The organism is Kitasatospora sp. NPDC058184 (assembly GCF_042883725.1).
In the GTDB taxonomy this organism is placed as follows: Bacteria; Actinomycetota; Actinomycetes; order Streptomycetales; family Streptomycetaceae; genus Kitasatospora.
In genome coordinates, this window is the sequence record NZ_JBHVVE010000026.1 from 1 (window position 1) to 24,320 (window position 24,320).

A 24,320-nucleotide genomic window follows, 5' to 3' on the forward strand; every position below is an offset into this window, starting at 1 on the left:
GAACAATTCTTCAGAAGAACCCCCATCCGGGTCCCGGATGGGGGTTCTTCGCGTTTTCAGAGCCTCTTCGCGTTTCCGGGCCGGCTGCGGGGCGGAGCGACGGTCAACGCGCGCGGTAGGCCAGAGCTCCCGGCTGGTTGACTCTCCCATCGTGGGAGAGCCGAGAGTGGGGCACATGCACGTCGACGACAGGGTGCTGTGGAGCATCGGAGAGGTCGCGGGGAAGACCGGGCTGTCGGTGAAGCTCATCCGGCACTGGTCCGATCTGGGCCTCGTGCCACCGGCCCGACGCACGGCCGCCGGGTACCGGGTCTACGACGCGGAGTCCGTGGCCCGCCTGGAGCTGGCACGGACGCTGCGGGACCTCGGGCTCGGCCTGCCGGCTATCCGCGAAGTCCTCGACCGGGAGCACACCTTGGCGGAGGTGGCCGCGGTCCACGTCGACGTGCTGGAGACGCGGATCCGCCTGCTGCGTGCGCAACAGGCGGTCCTGCGCTCCGCCGCCCGTCGCGAAACCACTGCCGAAGGACTCGCCTTCATGAACCGCACCGCCCGACTGTCCGCTGCCGAACGCCGGAAGACCATCCACGAGTTCGTGACCGGGACGCTCGCCGGCCTGGACGTACCGACCTACCGTAGCGGCCTGCTGGCCGCCACCCCGGAGCTGCCCGACGACCCCACGGACGCGCAGGTCGACGCCTGGATCGAACTGGGCGAGCTGGTGGCCGATCCCGAACTGCGGGGCGCGATGCGGCGCATGGCGCAGTACGCGGCCGAACACGCCCCCGGCGAGCACGATGACGCCACACTCCAGGAGGCACAGCGGGTCACCGACTACTGGACGGGGCGGGTGGACGAGGCCGTCCGGGACGGGATCGCGCCGGACTCGCCCGCGGCGGAACCCGTTGTCGCGGCCGTCGTCGAGAAGTGGCTCCCCTCCCAGGCGCGGACCGTCGACGGGGTCCGCACCGACGGCGCGCCGGCCCGGAGCCTGCTGCTCGAACAACTCGGCATCGTCTCCGTCCCGTGCGTCGAGCGGTACTGGCAGCTGCTCTGCCTCATCAACGGCCAACCGGCGCGGCCGAGTCTGGAGACGGCGGGCAACTGGCTGAAGACCGCCCTGCGTGCCAACCCCGAACCCGGACGCCGAGCCGCCGATCTCGACGCGCTGTACGACTCCGGAGCCGAGGCCTGGGAGCCGGTGGGTCTGATCGCCGCCTGCGAGCGAGTCCTCCAGGCCGTGGGTGACCTCGTCAGCGCCGTCGACCCGAGCCGCCTCGACGGGCCGACACCGTGCGCCGACTGGGACGTCCGCGCCTTGCTGGACCACCTGGTCTGGGAGAACCTGATGTGGGCCGGCCTGGCGGACGGGAGGCCCCGGTCCGATGCCGCCGCGGATCACCTGGGCGGTGATCATGTCGCGGCGTTCCGGACCGCCGCCCGGCGGACGCTCACGGCCTTTCGCCGGCCCGGCATGCTCGACCGGCGGTACGGGCCGGCGCCGGGCCGACGTCTCGTCGAGCAGCTGGTCATCGAAATGCTGGTCCACGGTTGGGACTTGGCCGAAGCCATCGGACACCCGCGCGACCTGGTCCCGGACATTGCGACGGTGGCCATGCCCGTGGTGCGGGAGATCTACGCGGGCCTGCCGCGGACGGAAGGCGGCTCCTTCGCCCCGCCCCGGCCCGCGCCCCACGACGCGACCGCCCTCGACCGCCTGGCCGCCCACCTCGGTCGCGCCGTCGCCTGAGCGGCGGCGGGAGCGGACACGGCCCCGCCCGCTCGTCGGGGGGCCAATGAGCGGGCGGGGATCAGCGGCAGGGCTCGTGCCCGCAGGTGGGCTCCGCGAACAGCGCTGCGGGTGCTGCGAGTTCGGTCAGTGCCAGCCGGTTCGGTGCTCGATCCACGTCCGGCCGATGGCGGCCATGGAGGCCTGGTAGCCGCGCAGGTACGGCACTCCCGGCGGGGCCGGGAGCCTGGAGTTCAGCTCCCAGTAGCCGGCCTGGGCCACCGCGAAGGAGGTGATCGCGTCCGGCGGGGCGGCAGCCCACGAGGCCACGGGTGCGAGCAGGGCTTCGGCCTGGGCCGGGGTGTGGCCCGCGCGGATCAGCTGGGTGACGAGGAAGGCCGGGTCGATCCAGGCGGCGCCCTGGTGGAGGTAGGCCCAGTCGATGGCGAGGGCGTCGTCACCGCGCATGAGCATGTTGTCGGCGCGCAGGTCCGCGTGGAGGAGGCAGACCCCGGCGGATGCGGCGTGCCAGTCGTGCTCGACGGCCGCGAGCTGCTCGATGTGCCGGGTGGACCACGGGTCGAGCTCGGCCTGCTGGTCGGCGAGAGCCCGCCAGCTGCGGGAGCCGCCCCCGAGGACGGAGACGATGGACGGGGCGTCGGGGATCGGCGACGGGCTGACCGCCCTGGGGAGTCGGTCGAGCAGCCGGACGACGGCGGGGAGGTCGGCCGACCCGGGGCCGAGGTCCGGGTGGCCGCCGCCGACGTCCTCGAAGGCCATCAGCAGCCATCCGCCGGCCTCCCAGGAGACGAGCATCCTCGGCACGGGGACCTGCCGGGTCAGGCTTCGGTTGATGGCTGCCTCGGCGGCGTACCTCCCGTGGACGGGGTGGTCGGTGGCGGCGCCCTTGAGGAACACGGCTCGGCCGTCGGCAAGGGTCGCGCGGACCGCCAGGCCGGGGCTGAACCCGCCGGCCTGGGTCCGGGCGCCGGTGACCGGTGCGCCGAGGTGGGTCTCGACGGACTCCTTTGCGGGGAGGGGGAGTTCATCCCAGGACGGCCTCACGGAGGTCGGGGAGCAGGGATCGTTCGGGGTCACGGTGACTTCCTGCGGCAGAGACAGAGGGCGGGATGGTGGTAGCGCCGTCCCGCCCCCGTCGCGTGGTTCAGATGAGGTGGTCGAACTCGCCGGCCTTGGCGCCGAGGAGGAAGGCGCGGAGCTTCGTGGTTGTGGTGGTGACGATGACGGAAGGGTCGTCCGACTCACGGAGGAAGCGGACGTCGTTTCCTTCGGCGGCCAGCTCAACGCACGTGCTGCCGCCATCGGCGTTGCTGAAGGATGACTTCTGCCAGGCCAGGTGGGACATCGGGTGCCTTTCAGTGCTGGAGTTCATAGAGAATGTGTTGAAGGAGCCCCCAGGAGTCGCGAGAGCTGTCACGCCTGGGCTTGCTGGCATCAACAGCAGGTAGTGCGAGATCCCGGGCCTCTTGGAACTTCTGGTGGTACGCCGCCACGTCATCGGGATCGCCAAGGTGGACCGCCCGCTTCGGTCCATCCAGGATGATGGTTGAGAGGTCCGTGCACCCGGGGTCGCAGATCAGGAACGCGCCAGCGTATGGCGCCCTCCCGGGGGCATCGAACGGCAAGATCTCGATCGTGACATTGGGGAGTTCTGCCATGTCTACGAGATGGTGGAGCTGGTCGCGCATCACGAGCCTGCCAGCGAATTGCATCCGGAGTGCTGCCTCATGGATGACGTACCGAAACTGTCGCTGCTTGCTGTCGGTCATGATGCGTTGACGTTGTAGGCGGAACTCAACGGCCGTGGCAACGTCCCAACGGCCATCCTTGTAAGCGCCCTTGTAGATGGCCTCGACGTAGCCTGGAACCTGGAGCGTTCCCGGAATGTACAGGGAGTCGAAGACAGCGAAGGATTCTGCTCGGTCTTCGGCCTCTGCCAGGTCCAGGGCGAGAGCCGGAACCCGCCCCTTGAATGCGCTCCACCAGCCCTTCCCGTCACTCGCTCCGAGAGCGTGCAGCAGCGCGATGTAGGTCTCATCCGTGCACCCGTAGCCTTCGAGCAAGACCGAGAGTCGCTCCGGGTCGAGCGCCGTTCGAGCTGCCTCGATGTGGCTCAGCTGCGGGCCCGCGATGCCGATGAGGGCGCCGGCGTCCTTGACCGCCAGGCCTGCGGCCTCGCGCAACCTTCTCAGCTCAGCGCCGAACCGCCGCTGTCGCTCGCTGATTTGGGTCCTGAGTGCCAAGGGGGGTTCCTTCCGTGTCGGGCCAGTCTCCACCCACACGAGTGAGCTTAGCCAAGTTGGGGGAGACATCTCGGCGATCAGGTTGCACGCGTGTGACCGACGGTCCTACTCTCAGTGTTGCACCGATCACATGACGGAGTGTCTGCTTCGTCGATTCCCCTCTTCCTCCCTTGGGGTCTCTCATGCGTGCCTGCAACCTTCCGGACTGGTCCACCGCTCGTTCCGAGCTCTCCGACCTCCTCGTCTCGGCCGGGTGGCGACCGTCCGTCATCTCCGACGCCGAACTCGCCCTCCACGAAGTCTTCGTCAACGCCTGGCGGCACGGGGGCACCCTTGCCCCCATGGTCGTGCTGGCCCTCACCGGCCACCGTCTGCGGGTCTCGGTCGCGGACAACAACCCGATCTTCCCCACCGTCCACCTCCCCACGGACCCGCTCGCCTCCTCCGGCCGGGGCCTCTTCCTCGTCCGTGCCCTCACCCACCGCCTCGGCGCCGAGCCCCGCAAGACGGGCAAGGTCGTCTGGTTCGAACTGGAGGCCTCCGCGTGAACCGCCGCCGCTTCCCCATGCAGCCCACCGACCCCCGCATCCGGGGCTACACCGAGGGCCAGGTCCGCATCCTCCTCGCCGAACTCCAGGAGCGCGGCCGCGCGTTCGGTCTGATCTTCCCCTCCGCCACCACGGACACGACCATGGACGGCCGCGTCCTGGTCGCCTTCAACACGGCGCCGGCCTCGACGCTGATGAACCTCCTCACCCTCCTCTTCGACGCCGACCGCGAGCGCTCGTGCGGTTCCTGATCGCCGCCGCCTTCCTCTCCCTCCTCGCCCTGGCGTTCGCCACCGTCGCCCTGGGCGTCGTCACCACGCTCAAGCTTGCAAGGCCCGACCAAGAGGAGACCTGACGTGCCCGACCCCGTCCTCGACCCGGCCGCCGACCCCGACGTCCTCAACGCCCTCGCCGCCTCCCACTACGCCGTCGCCGCGGCCTTCAACGCGCTCTTCGGCGTCGCCGTCGCCCCGCCCGTCCCCGACGACTTCGACTGGCCCAAGCTCGAGACCTTCGTCCACGACCTCGGCTTCGCCGCCGACGACTCCGACACCGCCCTCAACCTCTACCGCCTGCTCTTCGCCGTCCAGCGCGTCGCCTACCGCGAGGCCGCCGGCCGTAACTCGCCCTGGCAGGCGACCCGGCTGAACCCCCGGGTCGTTTACGGAGGACCGGGGCCGCAGTAGAGGTTCGTGCCGGAGCCACCTGGCAGCATGTCCCCATGGACACAGTGGACTTCGGCGACTTCGGCGACTTCGTCGTTCGGCGCGGCACCGACGCGGACGCGGACGGGCTGACCGGTATCGACTCGGTCGCCCTCGAAGGCGACGAGGAGCGGGCGGCGAGCATCCGGCGGTGGTGCCGGCAGGCCCCGGGCCCGGTGCTCGTGGCCGAAGACGCGTCCGGGCTCCTCGGCTACTGCGTCACCGAGTACACGTTCTTCGAGCAGGGCTTCGTCACGATGCTGATGGTCTCGCCCGCCGCGCGCGGCAGGGGCGTCGGCCGCCGGCTGCTGGACGCCGCGGCGGCCTCCTGCGAGACCCCGAAGCTGTTCACCTCGACCAACGTCTCCAACCAGCCGATGCGACGGCTCCTGCACCGGGCCGGGTGGCAGCCGGTCGGCCTCGTCCAGGGCCTCGACGAGGGTGATCCGGAACTGTTCCACCTGTACCGGCCGCAGGCGTCCCGGCCGGGTCCTCCCTCGCGGACAGAGGCCGAGTCCGAGGCAGCGGCCCGCCTCGACAGCGCCTGGGAGTGGTGGGGCGCCGCCATCGAGGACGCCCAGGAGGGCCACTGGACCCGCACCCCCGTCGAGCGCCGGGTGATGGACGACCTCGCCGCCGCGACCGTCGGACTCGGGTACCTGGACCCGTCCGTCGAACTCCCCCTGCGCAACCGCCTCTGCCGCATCGCCACCTGGGCGGGCGCGGTGCGGCTCGCCGCCCGGGCCGGTGGGTGGGAGCTCGCCCCCGTCACCGGAGCGGCCCCGCCCCGCCCGGCGGGGATGGCCGAACTGCTCTCCGCCGTCCACGCGGTGGGGGAGCAGGGCGAGGCCTGGCTGCGGCGGCTACCCGCCGACGGGCCGCCACCGCCCCGGGCGCTCGCCGGGTGCGAGACCTTCCTGTTCGGCCCGGGCTCGGCGGAGGACCTCCGCCAGTTCTTCTACGACTGAGCGCCCGGAGCACCCCGGAGCCACCCAGCACGGCCGCAGCCGCGCACCGGCGCAGTGGACCCGGGTCCGGCTCCTGGACCGCTGGGACATCATGGGCCGAGGCGCGGCATCGGCGTTCCTCGGCGTGCACTCGGGCCACCCGGGCTTCGGCATGATGGCCCTGGACAGCAGCGTGTACGTCGGCGCCTCGACGGGCGAGACCGGCATCGACGTGCTCGCGGTGCGCGACCCGGACCGCTCGGAGAACGTCCTGCGACACCTGGAGTGGATCGCGCGTCACGACGGTCGCTTCTCCAACCGCGAGGAACGACAGCGTGCCGCCGCCTGGCTCGCCGCCCGCTGTTTCGATCGCGCGTTGAGCGAGTGACAGCCTGGCCCCTGGGCGCGGGCCAGGAATCCCGGATGTGAGGCCGTGCGGGCAGAGGTGGACACCCCTGCGGTCATTGGAACTTCCACAGCTGGCTCGCGAGGTTGTCGGTGCAGGTGGTCATGGTGATGGGCTTGCCCTGCGCGCCGGCGGTCATGCAGTTGGTGCCGTCGCCGAGGGTGTACCCGCCCGAGGCGGCGGGCTGGACGGTCCACCGGTACGCGAAGTCGAGGCCGTTGCCGAGGGTCACCGCGTTGTTGAAGGGGGCGCCCCTGATCAGGCGGTAGCCTGCGGAGTTGCAGGCGTGGTACTCGTTCCAGTTGTCGTAGCTGACGACCCAGCCGTACTGCGTGGCGCCGCCCAGGACGACCGGGTTGCTCGCGTTCAGGTTGTCGTTGGCCAGCCCGATCGGCAGGCCGGACTGGACGCTGATGATGCGCGTCCAGTTGGTTCCGCCGCACTCCGCCGGGCGGGCCGGGGACTCCGGTGGCGGGGTGCTGCCGCCGCCGGGCTGTGCGGTGGTCCCGCCGGCGGAGTTCTGCGGCGGAGGCTGTGGGGCGGGGTTGTTGGTCACCGGGGGCTGCGGGGCGGGGGTGTTGGCCGGTGACTGGCGGGGCTGGGTGCCTCCGTTCTGTCCGGCGGTCGTGCCGCCGCTGTTGGCGCCTCCGTTGTTCGCGCCTCCGCCGTTGCCCGCGTTCGTACCCCCGTTGCCGCCGGAGGAGGCCGGCGGCACGGGCCGTTGCTGCTGCGGCGTCTGCTGGTCGGGGGTGGTCCCCGGCGGCTGGTCGCCCGGCGGGGTGGCGGCCGGGGTGTCGACGGGCGCGGTGCTGTCCGGGACACCGGTGCCCCCGAGCGGCGGGGCGGTCACGGCGGTGGTCGACCGGCCTCCGGGCGCGGCATCGGCGCTGAACGGGTTGCGGTCGACCAGCAGGGCGCCCGCCGTACCCAACGAGACGACGACCGGGATGATCACCGGTACCAGCAGGCGGCGCCGCCGCGAGCGGCGGCGGCTCTGCTCGGCCGTCTGCTGAGCGTCCGCCTGGATGACCGGGGACACCTTCACGACCAGTTCGGCCGTGGGGACCGGCTCGCTCCGCGGAGCGGGGCCCGCACCGCCCGTCCTCGGGGCGCTCTTCCACAGCCTGACCGGCCGCTGTGCGGCCTCACCGACCGGCAGTCCGACCGCCGCTCGTGCCGCCGCCGCCATCTCGGCGGCGCTCTCGTACCGGTCCTCCGGCGCCTTCGACAGCGCCTTGGCGACCAGCGCCCGGACGGCCGGCGGGAAGGTGTCCGGCAGCTCCGGCGCCGGCTCGTTGACGTGCTTGTACGCGACCTGCATGGCGCGGCCGCCCTCGAACGGCAGCTTCCCGACCAGCAGTTCGTAACAGACGACCCCCATCGAGTAGAGGTCGGCGGCGGGTGTGACGGGGTTGTCGGGAGAAGGGTCGACCTGTTCGGGGGAGGCGTAGGAGGCGGTGCCGATGAATCCGTTCGACGTGGTGAGTTTGGAGTCGGCGATCGCCAGGGCGAGGCCGAAGTCGGCGACGAGCACGGCGCCGTCCTCGCGCACCAGCAGGTTGGACGGTTTGACGTCGCGGTGGACGATGGCGGACTGGTGGACGGCCTGGAGGGCGTCCAGTGCGGTGGCCACCATGGCCAGGGCCCGCTCGGGCGGCATCGGCCCTTCGTCCTTCTGCACCGCGCTGAGCGGCCGGCCCTCGACCAGGTCCATCACGATGTAGGCGTAGCGCGGGCCGGTGTCGGCGCCCTTCGGGCTGTCGGTGCCGTCCGCGCCGTTGCCCTCCGTACTGTCCGTACTGTCCGTACTGTCGGTGCTCTCCGTGCTGCCGGTGCCCTCCGCACCGCTCTCCCCGTAGTCGTGGACGCCCACGACGCCCGGGTGGCCGATTCCGGCGACGGCCTTCGCCTCCCGGCGGAAACGCTTGGTGGCGGTCGGATCCTCCAGCAGGCCCGGGTTGAGCACCTTGACGGCGATGTCCTGTTCCGTGACGGCGTCCCGGGCGCGCCAGACCGTCCCCATCCCGCCGCGGCCGAGCTGCTCCAGCAGCCGGTACCGGTGGTTGAGGACGGTGTCCTTGTCGATCATGCCCCTACCCCCTGGTGTGTCATGACCCCGCCCCCGGAAGGGCGTCGGTGCACAGTGTGTGCCAGACGGCGAGGCAGCCTCAATGGTCTTTTTACACACGGGGGTTGAATGTTTCGGAACTGTCGCGCGGGGCGTCTCCGGCCGGGCAGGGATCCGGATCCCTCAAGGACACCCCGGGGTGCCTGGCTCGTGGCGGAGCAGCGCCGCGCGGCTCCGGCCGGAGGAAAACCGAAGGACAGCCCGGGCCGGTCTCCGGTACGAAGGCCCGGTGAGACTGCGAACGAAGATCCACCGGGTGCGGCTCGGCCGGGACGAGTACCGGGTGATCACCCCGGCGCGGCAGACCGCCGGGGCCCTCCTGTACGCCGGCCCGGGCAGCACGTACATGCACCTGCACCTCGACCGGCAGGGCGCCGAGGACCTGGCCACCGCCTGGGCCCTGGCGGCCCGCTCCCGGCGCTCCCTGGTGCACCTGCCGCTGCGGGCCAACGCCGGTCCGGCCGGGCTGGGCGACGTCCCGTCCGAGGACCGGCTGGACCTGCTGCTGGTCCACCACAGCCTGGGCTTCCCCGCGTCACGCTGGAAGGAGGTCCGGGCGCGGCTCGGCGCCGGGACGCCGCACACCGTCGACCTGCCGGTGACGGACTTCCCGTCCGAGGAGGAGATCGACTACGAACGCCACCGCTTCGCCGGCTGGCGGGACCGGCTCCGCTTCTCCGGGGCCGCCCACACGCTGGTGGTCACCGGCAGTCCCACGGCCTTCCGCTGGTCGGGCTCCCAGCTCCACGAGTTCACCCGCGAGGCCCCCGGGTGGCGCTTCGGGTGGCGCCCCGACGAGCACTACTGCATCGAGCTCGACCACGAGGGCTGGGGCTCCGGGCGGGCGGCCAAGGGGGTTCCGGCGAGCCTGCACATCGTCTACGCCCACCGCTGGCAAGCCGGGTGAGCAGGAAGTCGGCCCGGCCGACTTCCTGCTCCGCCCCGCCTCACTCCTTGGGCGCGAGCGGGGCCAGCGGCAGGGCGACCCGGCTCTCCCAGGCCTGCTCCAGTGCGCGGGTGAACGTTTCCGCGGGCTGGGCGCCCGAGACGCCGAGGCGCCGGTCCAGGACGAAGAACGGCACGCCCGTCGCCCCCATGGCGCTCGCCGTGGTCTCGTCCTCGCGCACCGCCTCCGCGTAGGCCTCCGGGTCGGCCAGGACGGCCGCGGCCGCCTCGCCGTCCAGTCCGGCCTCGACCGCCAGCTCGACCAGCCGGCCCTCCTCGAAGGCCGACCGCTCCTCGGCGAAGTTCGCCCGGTACAGCGCGTCCAGCAGCTGCCCCTGCCGGCCGTGCTCCTCGGCGAAGTGCAGCAGCCGGTGCATGTCGAAGGAGTTCGCCGCGTCGCGCCCCTCGCGCAGGTACGGCAGGCCCTCGGCGTGCGCGTTCTCGGCGATCCGGGCCTCCGCCGCCTCGGCCTGCTCCAGGCTCATCCCGAACTTGGCGGCGAGCAGCGGTACGACCGGACGGGCCTCGTGCGGCGCCCTCGGGTCCAGCTCGAAGGAGCGGTGGACGACCTCCACCTCCTCGCGGTGCGGGAACGCCGCCAGTGCCTGCTCGAACCGGGCCTTGCCGATGTAGCACCAGGGGCAGTTGATGTCGGTCCAGATCTCCACGCGCACGGCGCCGCACTCCTTCCAGCCTCGCGGGGACCTCCCGCGCCTGCTCCTGCCGGAACGCCCCCGTCCACCTGAATATTTCTCTCACTGAACTATTCGGGCCAGCCGGTCGGCGGCCTCCTGCCTCAGCGCCGGTCCCAGGCCTCGCGTTGGGCAGACACCGTGGGGATGACGGCGACGGCCTCGGCGTAGTGGCCGTGCCTGGTCAGGATCTGGGCGATCGCCCGGTGGGCCTCGCGCTCGGTGGACGACCGGAGCAGGTCGAGGGCCTCGTCCGGCCGGCCGTCCAGATCCAGCAGCCAGGCCAGCGTGGTGTCCCACTGGCCGGGCTCCCGCTCGCTCAGGGCCCGCGCCCCCGCGATGCCCTCGGCGTAGCGCCCGGCCTTCGCGAGCAGGCGCAGCCGGGTGTAGCCCAGGACGTCGGCATGCGCCTCGACGTACGCGGCGCCGAGGCCGTCCACGAGCTCCAGCGCCCGCTCCGGGCTGCCCGCCCTGATCAGCAGGTCGATCGCCTCGTGGAGGAGGCTCCCTTCGGCGTCCTCGTACGTGGGCCGTCCGACGTCGACGACCTCGTCGAGGCGCCCCTGGCGGGCCAAGAAGGCCATGAGGCGTCGGCGAGTGTACTCGGCGTCTGTTGCCAGGGCCTCGTGCAGGACGGCTTCGGCCTCCCGGAGCTCGCCCTGCTCCTCCAGCGCCTTCGCGTACTGGTTCAGGGCGAGCCCCGCGTGCTCGCCGGTGGCCAGCTCGCGCAGCTGCTCGAACCGGCCCTGGTCGGCGAGGAGTTCCGCGTACCGCCAGGCGACGCCCGGGACGGCGGGCAGGACCGGGCCCAGCCGCCGGATCGCCTCGTCCGCCCGGCCCATGCGCTCCAGGACCCGGCTGTACTTCACCAGCACCTCCGACGGCTGGTGCCGGCACTCGCGCCGACCCCCGGCCGCGGAGCACCGGCAGTCCGCCGCGCCGCCCAGGGCCCGCTCGGCGCACGGGGCGAGCAGTTCCAGGACGCGGGCGTCACAGTTCTCCCCCCTGGTCAGATCGACCAGGGACTCCAGGATCCAGGGCTCCCCGAGGTGGGGCGTGAGCACCCCGATGGCCTCGTCCACCCGCCCGGCCTCCACCAGCGCCCCGGCGAACCAGCGGCAGTCGAACGCCGACTCCAGGCCGGCCGCGTCCGGACGCACCAGCGCCAGCCCCTCCTCGATCCGGCCCTGCCGGACCAGGATCGTGGCGGACTCCCGTACGGCGAACGGCCAGCCGACCGCGACGAATGGCTCCAGGACCGTCAGGGCCCGTTCGAACTCCCCCGCCTCGCACAGCTCACCGACCGCCACCTCGGCGCAGAACCACTCACCGCGGTCCCGTGCGGTCTCGATCAGCAGCTCCAACTGCCCCTGTCGGGCCAGGTATTCCGCCATGGCGGGCTCTATCCCGCCGTCGAACTGCCGCTGCCACGCGAGATCGTCAAGATTCACCGGGCCAGGCTAGGCGACGGGGCGACGTCCTGCCCGGAGATAATCGACGGATGCCCGAAACCTTCGTTGACCTGGGATTCGTCACCGCGCCCTCCGGGGTGGTGGTGCTCGGCATGGCCACCTGGATCGACTACTGGCGGGAGCTGGGGGATCCGTTGCCGGTGCGGGCCGCGGCGGCGGCGAAGACGGGAGGCGGTCACCTGCGGGACGAGGAGTGCGAGGCGGTCGCCGTCCCTGCCGCCGCCGACCGGCCGCTGGCGGTGCGGGCCACCACCGAGCCCTCGGCCTTCGACGAGGAGCCGACGATCGCGACGCTGGAGATCGCCCTCGGCCTGCCCTGGCCGGAGGGTGCGGAGGGCCCGGTGCTGCTCGGGGACCTGCCGGTCGACCGGAGCGGCATGGTGGTCGGCGACGCCGTCGGGCTGGACGCGTGGACGAGCCTGGACGACGAACCGGCCGACGGGCTCGCCGACCTCTCCTACTGGGGCCGGTACCAGCAGGAGGCGCACGAGCGGTTCGGCGGCGAGCGGATGCCCTCGTACGACGGTGACGGGGGCCCGTACGGGTGGCTCGACCTCCCGGTGGCGGAGGCGGTCGCGCTGGAGGCCGAGATCAGCGCCTGGCGGGGCGGCCTGCCCGGCAGGGGAGTGGCCACCATGGTGGAGAAGCACGTCGACTACTTCACCTTCCGGCGGGCCGGCCTGCACCACCCGCTGCACGTGGGCGCGATCGAGGTCGGCGGCTGCCAGGTGCTCGGGATCGACTGGTGCCAGGGCGACCACGCCGTCCGGCACCACGGCGGGCGGGACTGGGGCCAGGCCTTCCCGGTCACCCTCGAAGCCGACGGGGCGGGCGGGACGGTCCTGCGCTGGACCATCCCGCCCTACGGCGAGGACGAGGACGAGGGAGACGCCTGAGGGGGGAGGCCCGCCGTGTCCGGCTACGGGGCCGGGACCCAGCCCGGGACGGTGGGCAGCACCGTCTCGGCGAGCCGGGTCAGGGTCGCCTCGTCGGGCGTCAGGCCGTCGTCGCGGAAGACGACGACCTCGAAGGCCCGTCCGCCGGGCGCCGCCGGGTCCTGGGCGACGACGATGTTCCGCGTGGCGGGGCCGAGCTTCCCGCCGGGGATGACCGATGTCGCGTTGGACCAGTAGGTCGCGGCGGGGTGGCCGAGGACGGTGGCCGGCCAGGTGTAGACCCGCCGCATGTCGCGCGTGTCCTCGAGCGAGGTGCTGCTGTCCAGCAGGCTCACGACGGTGTGGGTGAGCCGCACCTCCGCCATGACGTCCGTGCCGAAGGTGATCGGCGCCGGCTGCGCGACGGTGACGCGGTCCTCGGGCGTGCCCAGCAGGGCCGGGAGGTCGGGGCGGTTGAGCGCCGCGCAGAGCGCCGGGTAGCCCGGCTTGTCGGTGGGGCGGGGCGCGGCGCACTCGGCCGGCTTTCCGGGGCCGCCCGGCTCGTGCCCCGGCTTCGGGAGGTGGAGGAACCCCAGCCCCCACAGGCCGCCCAGGAGGGCGACGGCCAGGGCCGCCGCGGCCGCCGTCCGGAGGCCCGGTCGGCCGCCGCGCTTCCGGGCGCCGGCGCCGGTGCCGGTGCCGTCAGTGGTGCCGGTCGTCGCGTCGCCGTCGGTCGTTCCGGCGATGTCGGCGATGTCGGCTGTGGTTGCGGCGTCGGTGGTGTCGGCCGCGTCGGACGCCATTCCTGGATCCCCCCGTTCGAGTGGCCCGCCCCGGGCACCCGAGGGCCCCATGAGCCGGGCCGATGGTAGCGCCGGCCGTGGTGCCGGGCGGATCAGGCCCGGGCCGACCGGTTCTCCACCGTCGGGTCCCAGAGCCCGGCGGCCTCGCCGCGCTCCAGGTGGTCGGCGTAGACGGCGGTCTTCCAGGCGATCAGCGAGCGGCACTCCTCCAGCTCCCGGATCCGCTCGTCGACCCGTTGCCGGTGGGCGTCGAGCAGCCGCAGCCGTTCGGCCTCGTTGCCCGGGCCCTGCCGGACCAGTTCGGCGAAGCGGCGCAGGTCGGCGAGCGGCATGCCGGACTCGCGGAGCCTGACGCAGATCTCCAGCCACTGCACATCCAGCACGGCGTACCGCCGCCGCCCGCCCGCCGTGCGCCGCACCGGGCCGACCAGCAGCCCCTCGCGCTCGTAGAAGCGCAGGGCGTGCACGCTGAGCCCGGTGCGTTCGGCGACCTCGCCGATGCTGAGTTCCGTCATGTCGTCAGAGCATAGGAAGAACACCGGGGCGGGACTTGATCTAGACCGCGCTCCACTTCCTACGGTCATCGCCATGACCACCACTCAGCTCCAGCGCCGGCAGCAGCCGATCGGCTCGCCCTTCTCCGCCGCCGCCACCGCCGAGGAGGTCCTGGCGGGCCTCGACCTCTCCGGCCGTACCGCCGTCGTCACCGGCGGCTACTCCGGCCTCGGCCTGGAGACCAGCCGGGCACTGGCCGCCGCCGGGGCCGAGGTGATCGTCCCGGCCCGCCGCCCGGACACCGCCCGCGCCGCGCTCGCGGGGACCGGGAGCCGGATCGTCCCGATGGACCTCGCCGACCCCGCGAGCGTCCGGGCCGCCGCCGGGCTGGTCCGCGAGACCACGGACCGCCTTGACCTGCTGTTCGCCGTGGCCGGCGTCATGGCCACCCCCGAGCGGCGCGTCGGGCCGGGCTGGGAGGGGCAGTTCGCCGCCAACCACCTCGGGCACTTCCTGCTCGCCTGCGAGCTGTACCCGCTGCTGGCCGCCGCCCCGGACGGCGCCCGCGTCGTCGTCAACAGCTCGGCCGGGCACTTCCTGACGGACATCCGGCGGCACGACCCGCACTTCCGCACCGGCTACGACAAGTGGCTGGCGTACGGCCAGTCCAAGACCGCCAACGTGCTGTTCGCCGTGCACCTCGACGCGCTCGGGCGGGGCGACGGCGTCCGGGCGTTCGCGCTCCACCCCGGGAAGATCATCACCGGGCTCCAGCGGGAGATGACCCGGCGGGAGCAGGTCGATCGCGGCTGGGTGGACGAGCGGGGCACCGTGATCGGCGCGGACTTCAAGTCCCCTTCCCAGGGCGCCGCCACGGGCCTGTGGGCGGCCACCTCGCCGCTGCTCGACGGCCTGGGCGGGCTCTACCTGGAGGACTGCGAGGTCGCGCGCCCCGCCGGCCCGGACACCCCGATGGACGACGGCGGCGTCCGCCCGTACGCCGTCGACCCGGACGGGGCGGCCCGCCTCTGGGAGCTCTCGCTGGCCGCGACCGGCGCCACCCCGGTGCCCCGCTGAGCCGCCGAACACGGAGCGGGAAGTCGGGCCCGGCCGACTTCCCGCTCCGCGACGGCCCGGAGGCGTCAGGCGGTCAGCTCGGGGCTCCACGTGACGCCCACGTTCCCGGCGCCCCAGTTGACGATGAGCTGGGTCTGGTAGACGTGGCCCGGGGTGGGGTTGGGGACCTGCGTGCCGACGTAGTGGGACCAGCCGAGCCCGCAGCCCGCCATCGTGTCCCACCGGTAGCCGGTGCTCCGGTCGTACAGGACCAGGTCGACCGTGCAGTTGGAGTTCGCGAAGTTGGTGTACGCGTCGGCGACCAGGGTGCTCCCGTTGACGCTGACGCACGCCTGCTGGGTGCTGCCGTTGCAGCCGCCGCCCGACGCCGCGAACGCGTTGCCCGCGCCGCCGACGGTGAACGTGCCGGCCAGTGCGGCGGTTGCCAGGGCCAGTGTCGACGCCCGTGCGATCCGCTTCGTGATCATTTTCAGCTCCTCGGAGGGGGCCGGCCCCGGTGGCCGGCAGGTGATCACGGTCGGGGTGGGGCGTGGACAAGCGGTCGACGGGCGGTCGACGTTCGATGAACGGGCTGATCGGCCGCACCGGGACCCCGCGCACCGGGCGGCCGAGGCGCCCGTCAGCAGGAGAGGTTGCCGCCGCCCACGTCGGTGCCCAGGACGCCGACGAACTGCTTGTAGAGGTTGATCCGGCTGTTGCGCTGGTCCGGGTTCTTGCCGTCGCACTCCAGCGCGCCGTTGATGGTGCGGATGGTCTCGCCGAAGCCCTTGTTGTTGACGATGGCGTCGTGCGCCGTCATCCGGCCGGCGCCGTTCTGGGTGTTCCAGAACCAGAGCGCGGTCTTCCAGGACGTCGCCGGGTTCTTCTCGACCTGGTACGGGTCGTGCAGCAGGTCGATGCCCAGGGCGTCGCCGGCCGCCTTGTAGTTGAAGTTCCAGCTCAGCTGGAGCGGCCCGCGCCCGTAGTACGCGGACTGCCCGGCCGGACAGCCGTACGGCTGCGAAGTGTCGCAGTAGTGCGGGTAGTTGGCGGTGTTCTGCTCGACGATGTACTTCAGCCCGCCGGTCTCGTGGCTGACGTTGGCCAGGATGGCCGCCGCCTCGCGCTTGCGGGTCGCGGTGTCGCCGGTGGTGGTGAACTTCGGGTAGGCGCCCAGGGCGTCGGTCAGGCCCTTGTACGTGTAGAAGGCGTTCCGGTTCGGGAACATCTTGTTGAACTGGGCCTCGCTCACCACGAAGGGGCCGGCGGCGGAGGCCGGGGCGGTCTGGCCGGCGACGGCGAGGGTGCTGAGCACGGCGGCGGAGGCCGCCAGCGACAGGGTGCGGGAAAGCTTCATCGGTTTCCTCGTTCCTCGGGTTTCCTTGGCGGGGGCGGCACTTCGTTCGCGAGGACTCGCGACGGCTCGGGACGGTTCGCGGGGACGCGCAGATTCGCGCAAAAGGTCACAAAGATCCGCGAAGAGTCGCGAAGGGTCTCGACAGCTCGCGAAGGTTCGCGAAGGGCCTCCGCCATCCTGGCGGGCGGAAAGCGTCAAATATGTCCAACGGAGGTCTAAACCACTCGTACGGGTCGTATCCGATCCGGTCGTTGGACGCCGGCCGCCCTCGGGGTGATCACCGGGCTGTCGGTCGTACCGGATAGCCTCCTTCCGAGTCGGACGGCACAACCGGGGGAGCAGGGGCGCATGAGCGGTCACACCGACGACGAGGGCGCCGAGCGCCTGGCCGCCGAGGGGGAGGTCGCGGTCGCCCGGCTGGCGATCGACTCCGGGGACCTGACGCACGCCGCCGAGCACCTCGGCGACGCGATCCTCGCCGCCCCTCAGCTGCCCGAACTGCACGAGGCGCTGGCCGAGTTGTGCGCCGCGGCGGGCGGCCCGGCGGCGGCCCGCGAGCTGTTCCCGCTGGACGGCCGGGTGTATCTCGGCACGGCGGTCTGCCGGGCCCACGTGGAGGCCGCGGCGGGGGACTGGAACGCCGCCGTCGGACTGCTCGCCTCCGCCATCCAGGCCGAGCCGGCCCGCCCCTGGGCGCACGCCGCCTGGCTCGCCCGCGAGGACCTGCCCGGCCTGGTCGACCCGGACGCCGTCGCCCAGGCGGTGGCCCGCGCGACCGGCGCGCTGCCCGACCCGCTCCCGGCCGAACCGGCCGAAGCCGTACGGCCGTTCCACGACTTCGTGCAGGCCGTGCTGGACCGCCACGGCGACCACGTCCTGCTGCTGGCGATGGCCTCCGGCCTGACCCGCCGGCTCGGCGACACCGCCCGCGCCGTCGAACTCGCCGACCGGGCGCACCGGTCGGCCCCCGGCTACCTGCCCGCCGTGATGCTCGGCAACGCCCTGCGCTCGGCCGGCCGCCCGGAGCAGGCGCTCGCCGTCTGGGAGGCCGAACTGGAGCGGGTCGCACCGGACCTCGACGACTCCAACAGCTACCTCGCCGTCGACGTCGCCGAGTTGTACGGCGCGCTCGGCCGCCCCGCCGAGGGCCTGCCCTGGCTGGACCGGGTGCTCGCCGCCGTGCCCGACCACCCCAAGGCCGGCCCGGCCCGGTACGGGCTGCGCCACGCCCTCGACGGCGACCCGGCGCACCTGCTCGCCCTGGCCGACCACCACCGCGCCCACCCCGAACACGGGTACGCCCAGGAGCTGTTGGAGCGGCTGAGCCACCGGGAGCCCTGGCTCGGCCTGGTCTCCGGCGCCACCGAGGCCACCGTCAACGTGCTGCACCAGGTGCTCGCCGCCGCCGACACCAGCCGCGACACCGAGATCGAGTGCACGGCCTCCACCGTGGAGCCGCCCAGCTCGGTGCTGGCCGTCCGGCTCGCGCTGCCGCGCTCCACCGTCCGCTACCAGGCCGTCGGCGAGCCCGACCCCCGGCTGCCGCTGACCGAGCCCACCACCCGGATCTGGGCCTGGGACGGCACCGACCCGCGCCCGGCCGTCGACCCGCCCGCGCCGCAGAGCGCCGAACTCGTCCGGGCCACCGCCGAGATCTTCTGGCCGACCGTCCCCGCCGCCTACGACCACGCCGTCCGGTTGGCCGGACTGCCGCTGGACGACCTGCTCGGCGTCCTGGTCCACCCGCCGGTGCCGCGCGAGGACGACCTCGGCCGCGCCCTGCTCGCCCACCAGCCCGAACTCTGGGTGCGGGCCGTCCAGGTCTTCGCCTGCCTCGGCATCGCCCACCACCGGGCCGACCAGCCCTGGGAGGGCTCCGAGCGCCGCCGGGTGCTGCGCGACCTGCTGCTCGGGCCGGAGGACTGGGTGGTCGAGGCGGCCGGCTTCGCGCTGGTCGCGATCGGCTGGACGCAGCCGCGGACCAGGGCCGACATCGCCGAGCTGCTCCGGCAGCGGCTGCACCACGGCGCCCGGGCCCGCCGCACCCGGGCGGTGACGATCCTGCGCTCGCTGTCCGCGCTGGTGCTCGCCGCGCCCTGGACGTCCGCCGAGGACCGCGCGCTCGCCCGCCACCTGACGGCCCGGGAGGACGCCGCCGACGCGGGGGCGGAGCCGGAGCCGCAGGAGTCGGAGCCGCAGGCCGCGGAGCCGCGGGCCCCGGCAGCGGCGGCCGCGGAGGAGGAGCCCCGGCGCGGCCGGCTGCGCCGCCTCTTCGGCCGGGGCTGATCGGCCGGGGCTGAGGCTCAGAGGGCCTACCCCACCCCGGGCAGCGGCTCCTGGTCGACGTCGTACCGGGCGACCCGCTCCGCCGGGTCCCGGCACTCCGGGCCCAGCCGCAGCATCCGCGACTCCGGGTCGTGCAGCGGCCGGTGGCAGCGGCGGCAGGTCACCCGCGGGCGGAGGGTCTGCGCGGTGTCCGTCCCGGGGAGCGTCTCGGGCTCGGCCGGTCCGGAAGGGCCGGGACGGCCGGGAGGGGTGGTCGGGCTGGTCATGGTGAGACGGTAGCCGTCCGCGCCGTCAGGGCCCCCGGCCGGTGCGTGAAACGATGGCCCCATGGCCACCGACCGCAGCAGCGCAGGAGACCCGGCCCGCACCCTGGCCCTGCTCTGGGGGCTCACCGCCGAGGAGAAGCCCGGCCGGCGCGGGCCCCGGCAGGCGCGCTCGACCGGCGAGATCGCCGCCGTCGCGATCGCCCTCGCCGACGCCGAGGGCGTGGACGCCGTCACCATGCGCCGGGTCGCGCAGGAGCTGGGCCTCTCCCCGATGGCGCTCTACACCTACGTGCCGGGCAAGGCCGAGCTGCTCGACCTGATGCTGGACACCGTCTACGCCACGATGCCCCGCAGCACCCCGGCCGGGGAGGGCTGGCGCGCCCGGGTCACCGCCGTCGCGGACGACAACCGGGAGCTGCACCGCGCCCACCCGTGGGTCGCCGCCGTCTCCACCAGCCGCCCGCCGCTCGGGCCCGGCCTGATGGCCAAGTACGAGTACGAGCTGCGCGCCTTCGAGGGCACCGGTCTGCCCGACGTCGACCTGGACGCCGCGCTGACCCACCTGCTCGGCTTCGTCCAGACCTGCGCCCGGATGGCCGCCGACGAGCGCGCCGCCCGGCAGGACAGCGCGATGACCGACGAGCAGTGGTGGGCCGCCAACGCCGACCTGCTCGCCCGGGTCTTCGACGCCGAGCGCTACCCGGTCGCCGCCCGGGTCGGGGCCGCGGCCGGCGAGGCGCACGGCGGCGCGTACAGCCCGGACCACGCCTACGCCTTCGGCCTGGCCCGGGTCCTGGACGGGCTCGCCGCCCTTGTCGCGGAGCGGTAGCCGAGGCCGGCGGCCCGCCCGATCACCGCGGGGAGGCGGCCTCACCGCAGGGCGGCGGCCCGTCCGTCGTACCCCTGGCGCGCCGCCTCGACCTCCGGCACCCGCCGCTCCGACCAGTGCGCCAGCGCCGCGACCAGCTCCGCCGCCTCGCGCCCCAGCGGGGTGAGGCTGTAGTCGACCCGCGGCGGGATCACCGGGTGCGCCTCGCGCAGCACGAAGCCGTCCCGCTCCAGCGTCTGGAGGGTCTGGGCGAGCATCTTCTCGCTGACCCCGGTGACCTTGCGGCGCAGCTCGCTGAACCGGTAGCCGCGCTCGTTCAGCGCGCCCAGGACCAGCACGCCCCAGCGGCTGGTGACGTGCTCCAGCACGCCCCGGGACGGACACATCCGGTCGAAGACGTCGGCGGGTGGCAGCCCGCCGGCCTTCATCTCGCTTACCTTCATATCAGTACCCTACTTTGAAGTGCGTACTTTCGAAAGGTTAGTGCCACCCCTAGGGTGAGTTCCGAGGCCAGAACCGCAAAACGTAACCCCGAGGAGCTTCACCATGTACGTCGTCACCGGTGCCACCGGCCAGCTCGGCCGTCTCGTCGTCGAGGGCCTGCTGGCCCAGGTCCCCGCGAGCGAGGTGGCCGTCGCCGTCCGCTCCGCCGAGAAGGCCGCCGACCTGGCCGCGCGCGGCGTCGCCGTCCGCGTGGTCGACTACGACAAGCCGGAGACCCTGGCCGGCGCCTTCGCCGAGGGCGACCGGGTGCTGCTGATCTCGGGCAGCGAGGTCGGCCGCCGGATCCCGCAGCACCGGGCCGTGGTGGAGGCCGCCAAGGCCGCCGGGGTCGCGCTGCTCGCCTACACCAGCATCCCCGGCGCGGCCACCTTCCGGCTGGCCGACGAGCACAAGGCGACCGAGGAGCTGATCCTCGCCTCCGGGCTGCCGCACGCGTTCCTGCGCAACGGCTGGTACACCGAGAACTACCTGGGCGACGCGGCCGGCACGGTGGCGCGCGGCGTGGTGCTCGGCAGCGCCGGGGACGGGCGGGTCGCCACCGCCCCGCGCCGGGACTACGCGGACGCGGCGGTCGCCGTCCTGGTCGGCGAGGGCCACGAGGGCCGGGTGTACGAGCTGAGCGGCGACGCCGCGTGGAGCCTGCCCGAGCTGGCCGCCGAGCTGGCGAAGGCCTCCGGCGAGCCGGTCGGGCACCGGGACGTCACCCCGGCCGAGCACCTGGACGCGCTGGTCGGCGCGGGCCTGCCGCAGGGCTTCGCCGAGGCCCTGGTGGACGTGGACGCGGGCATCGCGCGCGGCGAGCTCGCCGGCACCCCGGGCGACCTGGCCCGGCTGATCGGCCGCCCGACCGTCCCGCTGGCCGAGTCCGTCCGTACGGCCCTCGACGCCTGAGACGACGGCTCCCGACCCCCGGGGCACCCGCCCTGAGCTCCCGGAACTCCGGACGGGTCCAGCATGCAGGCAATGTCATGACCAAAATCCGGAAACGGAGATGACAGTCGCCCCTCCCGCCCGCTACCGTCGCCATCGACACACGCGCGCGGGAGGGCACTCGGCCATGGCGGGAACAGACCAGCAGGACAACGGCCGGGGCCTCTGGTACGGCGTCGCCGCGTACGGCATCTGGGGCCTCTTCCCCCTGTTCTGGCCGCTGCTGGAGCCGGGAGCCGCGGACGACATCCTGGCCAACCGGATGGTCTGGTCCCTGGTCGCGGTCGTCCTGCTGCTGGTCGCCCAGCGGCACTGGGGCTGGATACGCCCGCTGCTGCGCCAGCCCCGCCGGCTCGCCATGCTGGCCGGCGCGGCCACCGTGATCTCGGTCAACTGGGGCGTCTACATCTGGGCCGTCAACGCCGGCCACGTGGTCGAGACCAGCCTCGGCTACTTCATCAACCCCCTGGTCACCATCGGCTTCGGCGTCCTGGTGCTCAAGGAGCGGCTGCGCGGCGCCCAGTGGACGGCGGTGGGCATCGGCGCCGCCGCCGTCGCGGTGCTGTCCGTCGCGTACGGGCAGCTGCCCTGGATCGCCCTCACCCTGGCGCTCTCCTTCGCCACCTACGGCCTGCTGAAGAAGCAGGTCGGGCTGAGCGGCCTGGAGAGCCTGGCGGCCGAGAGCGCCTTCATGTTCCCGTTCGCCCTCGGCTACCTGGTCTACCTGGAGGTCAGCGGGCGCGGCACCTTCGGGCACACGGTGGCCGGCTCGTACGGCTGGGGGCACTCCGGGCTGCTGATGCTCAGCGGGGTGATCACCGCGATCCCGCTGCTGTTCTTCGGCGCGGCCGCCGTCCGGGTGCCGCTGACGGTGCTCGGCCTGCTGCAGTACCTGGCGCCGGTGTTCCAGTTCCTGATCGGCGTCGCGGTGTTCCACGAGTCCATGCCGCCCGCCCGCTGGGCCGGCTTCGGCCTGGTCTGGGTCGCGCTCGCGCTGCTCACCTGGGACGCGCTGCGCCAGGTGCGGGCCGACCGCGCGGTGCGGGCCGCCGCGGCGGTGCCGCAGCCCGCCCCCGCGGCGGCGGCCGCCCCCGCCGCCGCCCCGGAGGCCGTCACGCGCTGATGTCCCGGCTGGTGAAGCGGGACCAGGCCGCCGAGCCGAACACGGCGACGTAGGCGGCCTGGAGGCCGAGGTCCTTCAGCACCCCGTCCCAGTACATCGGCGCCCGCAGCAGGTCCGCGAAGCTCAGCCAGTAGTGGGAGAACAGGAACGGACTGACGGCGTGCAGCTGCGGGAAGACGTCCAGGATCTGGACGGTGACCACCAGCCCGACGGTCGCGGCCATCGCCGCGATGCCACTGCCGGTGAGCGTGGAGACGAACAGCCCGATCGCCACCAGCCCGGCCAGTGAGGCCGCGACCACCAGCGCCACCAGCAGCGCGCGCAGCAGCGCGTCGCCGAGGCCGATGGTGTCCCCGGAGATCAGCGTGACCCGGCCGAGCGGGAAGAGCAGGGCACCCGCGGCCAGCGCCGTCACCGCGACCGCCGCCGTGGCCGCCAGGCAGAACACCAGCCCGGCGGTGAACTTGGCGGCCAGCAGCCTGGTCCGCCCGGCCGGGGCGACCAGCAGGTAGCGCAGCGTCCCGGCGGCCGACTCGCCCGCCACCGAGTCCCCGGCGACCACGCCGACCGTCATCGGCAGGAAGACCGGCAGCGCGACCGCGAGCGCCGTGAAGACCAGGAACAGCCCGTTCTGCGTGGTCTGCGCGATGAAGCTCGGACCGCCGCCGCCCTGGTGCGGACTGTCCGTGTTGAGCTTGACCACCACCCCGATCAGGATCGGCAGCGCCGCCAGGATGCCCAGCAGCACCTTGGTGCGCATCCGGCGGAAGGTCAGGTGCAGCTCGCTGCGGAACAGCGCCAGGAACCCGGCCGCCGTCTGCGGCCGCCGGCCGGTCGTCAACGGCAGCGTCCCGCCCACGGCCGGTGCCTCAGCCCGCGACATCGAAGCCCTCCCCGGTCAGCGCCACGAAGGCGTCCTCCAACGTGCCCCGCTCCAGCCCGAAGCCGTGCACCCGCACCCCGGCCCCGACCAGCGCCGCGCACAGCCTGGGCAGCGCCTCCTCGTCCAGGACGCCCGGCTCGCCGTCCACCCGGTCCTCGCCGGGCACCAGGGCGGTGACCCGGTGGGCCGCCAGCACCTCCGCGGCCCGCGCCACGTCCGGGGTGCGGACCACCAGCCGGCCCTGCGCCCGGGCGGCCAGCTCGGCGACGGTGCCCTGCACCACCAGCCGGCCCCGGGACATCACCGCGGCATGGGTGCAGACCTGCTCGATCTCGTCCAGCAGGTGCGAGGAGAGGAACACCGTGGTGCCCTCCGCCGCGACCTCCCGGACCAGCGTCCGGATCTCCCGCATGCCCTGCGGGTCCAGCCCGTTGGTCGGCTCGTCCAGCACCAGCAGCTCGCGCGGCTGGAGCAGCGCGGAGGCCAGGCCCAGGCGCTGCTTCATGCCCAGCGAGTACGCGCGGGCCTTCTTGCCCGCCGCGGCGCTCAGGCCGACCCGGTCCAGGGCCGTGTCGACGCGCCGGCGGCGGGTGCGCGGGTCGGCGGTCGGGTCGGCGGCGTCGAAGCGCACCAGGTTGTCCCGTCCGGTGAGGAAGCCGTACAGGGCCGGGCCCTCGATCAGCGCGCCCACCCGGGGCAGCACGGTGGCGACGGACTGCGGCATCGACTCGCCGAGGACGGTGGCCGCGCCCGAGGTGGGGGCGATCAGGCCCATCAGCATCCGGATGGTGGTGGTCTTGCCGGAGCCGTTGGGGCCCAGGAAGCCGAAGACGGAGCCGCGCGGCACGGCGAGGTCCAGGCCGTCCACGGCGAGCTGGCCGCCGCGGAAGCGCTTGGTCAGGCCGCGGGTCCGGATGACGTCGTCGGAAGCCGGAGCAGAAGCGGAAGCCGAAGGAGTGGGAGTCGAAAGAGCGGTAGGAGCGGTAGGAGCGGGCACGGGCGCGGGGGCCGGGCGCGACGCGGCGCCCGGACCCCCGGCCGGCTCCGTAACGTCCCCCGTTACGGGAGCCTGGGTCAT

The 24,320-nt window shown here is 73.5% G+C and carries 27 protein-coding genes; 13 read left to right on the forward strand and 14 right to left on the reverse strand.

Going from position 1 to position 24,320, the window contains the following annotated elements; genetic code table 11:
* Nucleotides 1-175: 175 nt before the first annotated feature.
* Nucleotides 176-1,750, forward strand: coding sequence for a TIGR03086 family metal-binding protein (locus tag ACFVXH_RS34370; RefSeq protein WP_387829781.1), 1,575 nt, complete (start codon nt 176-178; stop codon nt 1,748-1,750).
* A gap of 126 nt (nt 1,751-1,876) precedes the next feature.
* Here ACFVXH_RS34370 and ACFVXH_RS34375 read toward each other — a convergent pair whose 3' ends face one another.
* The 3 genes from ACFVXH_RS34375 to ACFVXH_RS34385 form a co-directional block, all read right to left on the reverse strand.
* Nucleotides 1,877-2,827, reverse strand: a complete 951-nt coding sequence (locus ACFVXH_RS34375) for a phosphotransferase family protein (RefSeq protein WP_387829783.1) — start codon at nt 2,825-2,827, stop codon at nt 1,877-1,879.
* Nucleotides 2,828-2,894: 67 nt separating this feature from the next.
* Nucleotides 2,895-3,122, reverse strand: a complete 228-nt coding sequence (locus ACFVXH_RS34380) for a DUF397 domain-containing protein (protein WP_380740109.1) — start codon at nt 3,120-3,122, stop codon at nt 2,895-2,897.
* Complete coding sequence (locus tag ACFVXH_RS34385) at nt 3,106-3,993, reverse strand: helix-turn-helix domain-containing protein (protein ID WP_387829786.1); 888 nt, start codon at nt 3,991-3,993, stop codon at nt 3,106-3,108. Before ACFVXH_RS34385 ends, ACFVXH_RS34380 begins: the two co-directional genes overlap by 17 nt.
* 182 nt (nt 3,994-4,175) lie before the next feature.
* Here ACFVXH_RS34385 and ACFVXH_RS34390 point away from each other — a divergent pair, with 182 nt between their 5' ends.
* From ACFVXH_RS34390 to ACFVXH_RS34410, 5 genes are all read left to right on the forward strand, one after another.
* The gene (locus ACFVXH_RS34390; RefSeq protein ID WP_380740105.1) at nt 4,176-4,541 is read left to right on the forward strand and encodes an ATP-binding protein; all 366 of its coding nucleotides are present in this window, start codon (nt 4,176-4,178) and stop codon (nt 4,539-4,541) included.
* A complete protein-coding gene (locus ACFVXH_RS34395; protein ID WP_387829788.1) occupies nt 4,538-4,792 on the forward strand; it encodes a hypothetical protein in 255 nt (84 codons plus the stop codon). Before ACFVXH_RS34390 ends, ACFVXH_RS34395 begins: the two co-directional genes overlap by 4 nt.
* 105 nt (nt 4,793-4,897) lie before the next feature.
* The gene (locus tag ACFVXH_RS34400) at nt 4,898-5,227 is read left to right on the forward strand and encodes a hypothetical protein (RefSeq protein WP_387829790.1); all 330 of its coding nucleotides are present in this window, start codon (nt 4,898-4,900) and stop codon (nt 5,225-5,227) included.
* A gap of 35 nt (nt 5,228-5,262) precedes the next feature.
* Nucleotides 5,263-6,213: a GNAT family N-acetyltransferase gene (locus ACFVXH_RS34405; protein WP_387829792.1), complete on the forward strand. Its 951-nt coding sequence runs from the start codon at nt 5,263-5,265 to the stop codon at nt 6,211-6,213.
* Nucleotides 6,214-6,337: 124 nt separating this feature from the next.
* Entirely contained in the window at nt 6,338-6,580 is a 243-nt protein-coding gene (locus tag ACFVXH_RS34410; protein WP_387829794.1) for a hypothetical protein, read from the forward strand.
* Nucleotides 6,581-6,653: 73 nt separating this feature from the next.
* On the opposite strand, the gene ACFVXH_RS34415 is transcribed toward ACFVXH_RS34410, so the two are convergent.
* Nucleotides 6,654-8,687: a protein kinase gene (locus ACFVXH_RS34415; protein ID WP_387829796.1), complete on the reverse strand. Its 2,034-nt coding sequence runs from the start codon at nt 8,685-8,687 to the stop codon at nt 6,654-6,656.
* Between the two features lie 268 nt (nt 8,688-8,955).
* Between ACFVXH_RS34415 and ACFVXH_RS34420 the strand changes: the two genes are divergently transcribed.
* Nucleotides 8,956-9,633, forward strand: coding sequence for a hypothetical protein (locus ACFVXH_RS34420; RefSeq protein WP_074001241.1), 678 nt, complete (start codon nt 8,956-8,958; stop codon nt 9,631-9,633).
* A gap of 40 nt (nt 9,634-9,673) precedes the next feature.
* On the opposite strand, the gene ACFVXH_RS34425 is transcribed toward ACFVXH_RS34420, so the two are convergent.
* Both ACFVXH_RS34425 and ACFVXH_RS34430 read right to left on the reverse strand, forming a co-directional pair.
* The gene (locus ACFVXH_RS34425) at nt 9,674-10,345 is read right to left on the reverse strand and encodes a DsbA family oxidoreductase (protein ID WP_387829798.1); all 672 of its coding nucleotides are present in this window, start codon (nt 10,343-10,345) and stop codon (nt 9,674-9,676) included.
* A gap of 122 nt (nt 10,346-10,467) precedes the next feature.
* Nucleotides 10,468-11,814, reverse strand: coding sequence for a hypothetical protein (locus tag ACFVXH_RS34430; RefSeq protein ID WP_387829800.1), 1,347 nt, complete (start codon nt 11,812-11,814; stop codon nt 10,468-10,470).
* A 50-nt stretch (nt 11,815-11,864) separates the two neighbouring features.
* Between ACFVXH_RS34430 and ACFVXH_RS34435 the strand changes: the two genes are divergently transcribed.
* Nucleotides 11,865-12,731: a hypothetical protein gene (locus ACFVXH_RS34435; protein WP_387829802.1), complete on the forward strand. Its 867-nt coding sequence runs from the start codon at nt 11,865-11,867 to the stop codon at nt 12,729-12,731.
* Nucleotides 12,732-12,754: 23 nt separating this feature from the next.
* On the opposite strand, the gene ACFVXH_RS34440 is transcribed toward ACFVXH_RS34435, so the two are convergent.
* Together ACFVXH_RS34440 and ACFVXH_RS34445 are read right to left on the reverse strand one after the other, a co-directional pair.
* Nucleotides 12,755-13,513 (reverse strand): DUF6215 domain-containing protein, encoded by a 759-nt coding sequence (locus ACFVXH_RS34440; RefSeq protein WP_387829804.1) that lies wholly within the window; start codon nt 13,511-13,513, stop codon nt 12,755-12,757.
* A gap of 92 nt (nt 13,514-13,605) precedes the next feature.
* A complete protein-coding gene (locus tag ACFVXH_RS34445; RefSeq protein WP_387829806.1) occupies nt 13,606-14,028 on the reverse strand; it encodes a MerR family transcriptional regulator in 423 nt (140 codons plus the stop codon).
* A gap of 73 nt (nt 14,029-14,101) precedes the next feature.
* On the opposite strand from ACFVXH_RS34445, the gene ACFVXH_RS34450 reads away from it, so the two are divergent.
* The gene (locus tag ACFVXH_RS34450; RefSeq protein ID WP_387829808.1) at nt 14,102-15,085 is read left to right on the forward strand and encodes an oxidoreductase; all 984 of its coding nucleotides are present in this window, start codon (nt 14,102-14,104) and stop codon (nt 15,083-15,085) included.
* A 65-nt stretch (nt 15,086-15,150) separates the two neighbouring features.
* On the opposite strand, the gene ACFVXH_RS34455 is transcribed toward ACFVXH_RS34450, so the two are convergent.
* Both ACFVXH_RS34455 and ACFVXH_RS34460 read right to left on the reverse strand, forming a co-directional pair.
* Nucleotides 15,151-15,552 carry a hypothetical protein gene (locus tag ACFVXH_RS34455; RefSeq protein ID WP_049658920.1) on the reverse strand — a complete coding sequence of 134 codons (402 nt, stop codon included), beginning with the start codon at nt 15,550-15,552 and terminating at the stop codon, nt 15,151-15,153.
* Between the two features lie 152 nt (nt 15,553-15,704).
* Nucleotides 15,705-16,421, reverse strand: coding sequence for a chitinase (locus tag ACFVXH_RS34460; protein WP_387829810.1), 717 nt, complete (start codon nt 16,419-16,421; stop codon nt 15,705-15,707).
* A 348-nt stretch (nt 16,422-16,769) separates the two neighbouring features.
* On the opposite strand from ACFVXH_RS34460, the gene ACFVXH_RS34465 reads away from it, so the two are divergent.
* Nucleotides 16,770-18,707 (forward strand): hypothetical protein, encoded by a 1,938-nt coding sequence (locus tag ACFVXH_RS34465; RefSeq protein WP_387829812.1) that lies wholly within the window; start codon nt 16,770-16,772, stop codon nt 18,705-18,707.
* A gap of 26 nt (nt 18,708-18,733) precedes the next feature.
* Here ACFVXH_RS34465 and ACFVXH_RS34470 read toward each other — a convergent pair whose 3' ends face one another.
* Nucleotides 18,734-18,973 carry a DUF6011 domain-containing protein gene (locus ACFVXH_RS34470; protein WP_049659733.1) on the reverse strand — a complete coding sequence of 80 codons (240 nt, stop codon included), beginning with the start codon at nt 18,971-18,973 and terminating at the stop codon, nt 18,734-18,736.
* Nucleotides 18,974-19,034: 61 nt separating this feature from the next.
* Between ACFVXH_RS34470 and ACFVXH_RS34475 the strand changes: the two genes are divergently transcribed.
* Nucleotides 19,035-19,802 (forward strand): TetR/AcrR family transcriptional regulator, encoded by a 768-nt coding sequence (locus tag ACFVXH_RS34475; protein WP_049659734.1) that lies wholly within the window; start codon nt 19,035-19,037, stop codon nt 19,800-19,802.
* Between the two features lie 41 nt (nt 19,803-19,843).
* Here the strand turns inward: ACFVXH_RS34475 and ACFVXH_RS34480 are convergent, their stop codons facing one another.
* Complete coding sequence (locus ACFVXH_RS34480; RefSeq protein ID WP_074001251.1) at nt 19,844-20,245, reverse strand: helix-turn-helix domain-containing protein; 402 nt, start codon at nt 20,243-20,245, stop codon at nt 19,844-19,846.
* Nucleotides 20,246-20,348: 103 nt separating this feature from the next.
* Here ACFVXH_RS34480 and ACFVXH_RS34485 point away from each other — a divergent pair, with 103 nt between their 5' ends.
* Entirely contained in the window at nt 20,349-21,197 is an 849-nt protein-coding gene (locus tag ACFVXH_RS34485; RefSeq protein WP_380779521.1) for an SDR family oxidoreductase, read from the forward strand.
* 166 nt (nt 21,198-21,363) lie between these two features.
* Nucleotides 21,364-22,359, forward strand: a complete 996-nt coding sequence (rarD, locus tag ACFVXH_RS34490) for an EamA family transporter RarD (protein ID WP_387829815.1) — start codon at nt 21,364-21,366, stop codon at nt 22,357-22,359.
* On the opposite strand, the gene ACFVXH_RS34495 is transcribed toward rarD, so the two are convergent.
* Together ACFVXH_RS34495 and ACFVXH_RS34500 are read right to left on the reverse strand one after the other, a co-directional pair.
* Nucleotides 22,349-23,242 (reverse strand): ABC transporter permease, encoded by an 894-nt coding sequence (locus tag ACFVXH_RS34495; protein WP_053112276.1) that lies wholly within the window; start codon nt 23,240-23,242, stop codon nt 22,349-22,351. The two genes, rarD and ACFVXH_RS34495, sit on opposite strands and share 11 nt — an antisense overlap.
* A complete protein-coding gene (locus ACFVXH_RS34500) occupies nt 23,229-24,320 on the reverse strand; it encodes an ABC transporter ATP-binding protein (RefSeq protein WP_387829818.1) in 1,092 nt (363 codons plus the stop codon). Before ACFVXH_RS34500 ends, ACFVXH_RS34495 begins: the two co-directional genes overlap by 14 nt.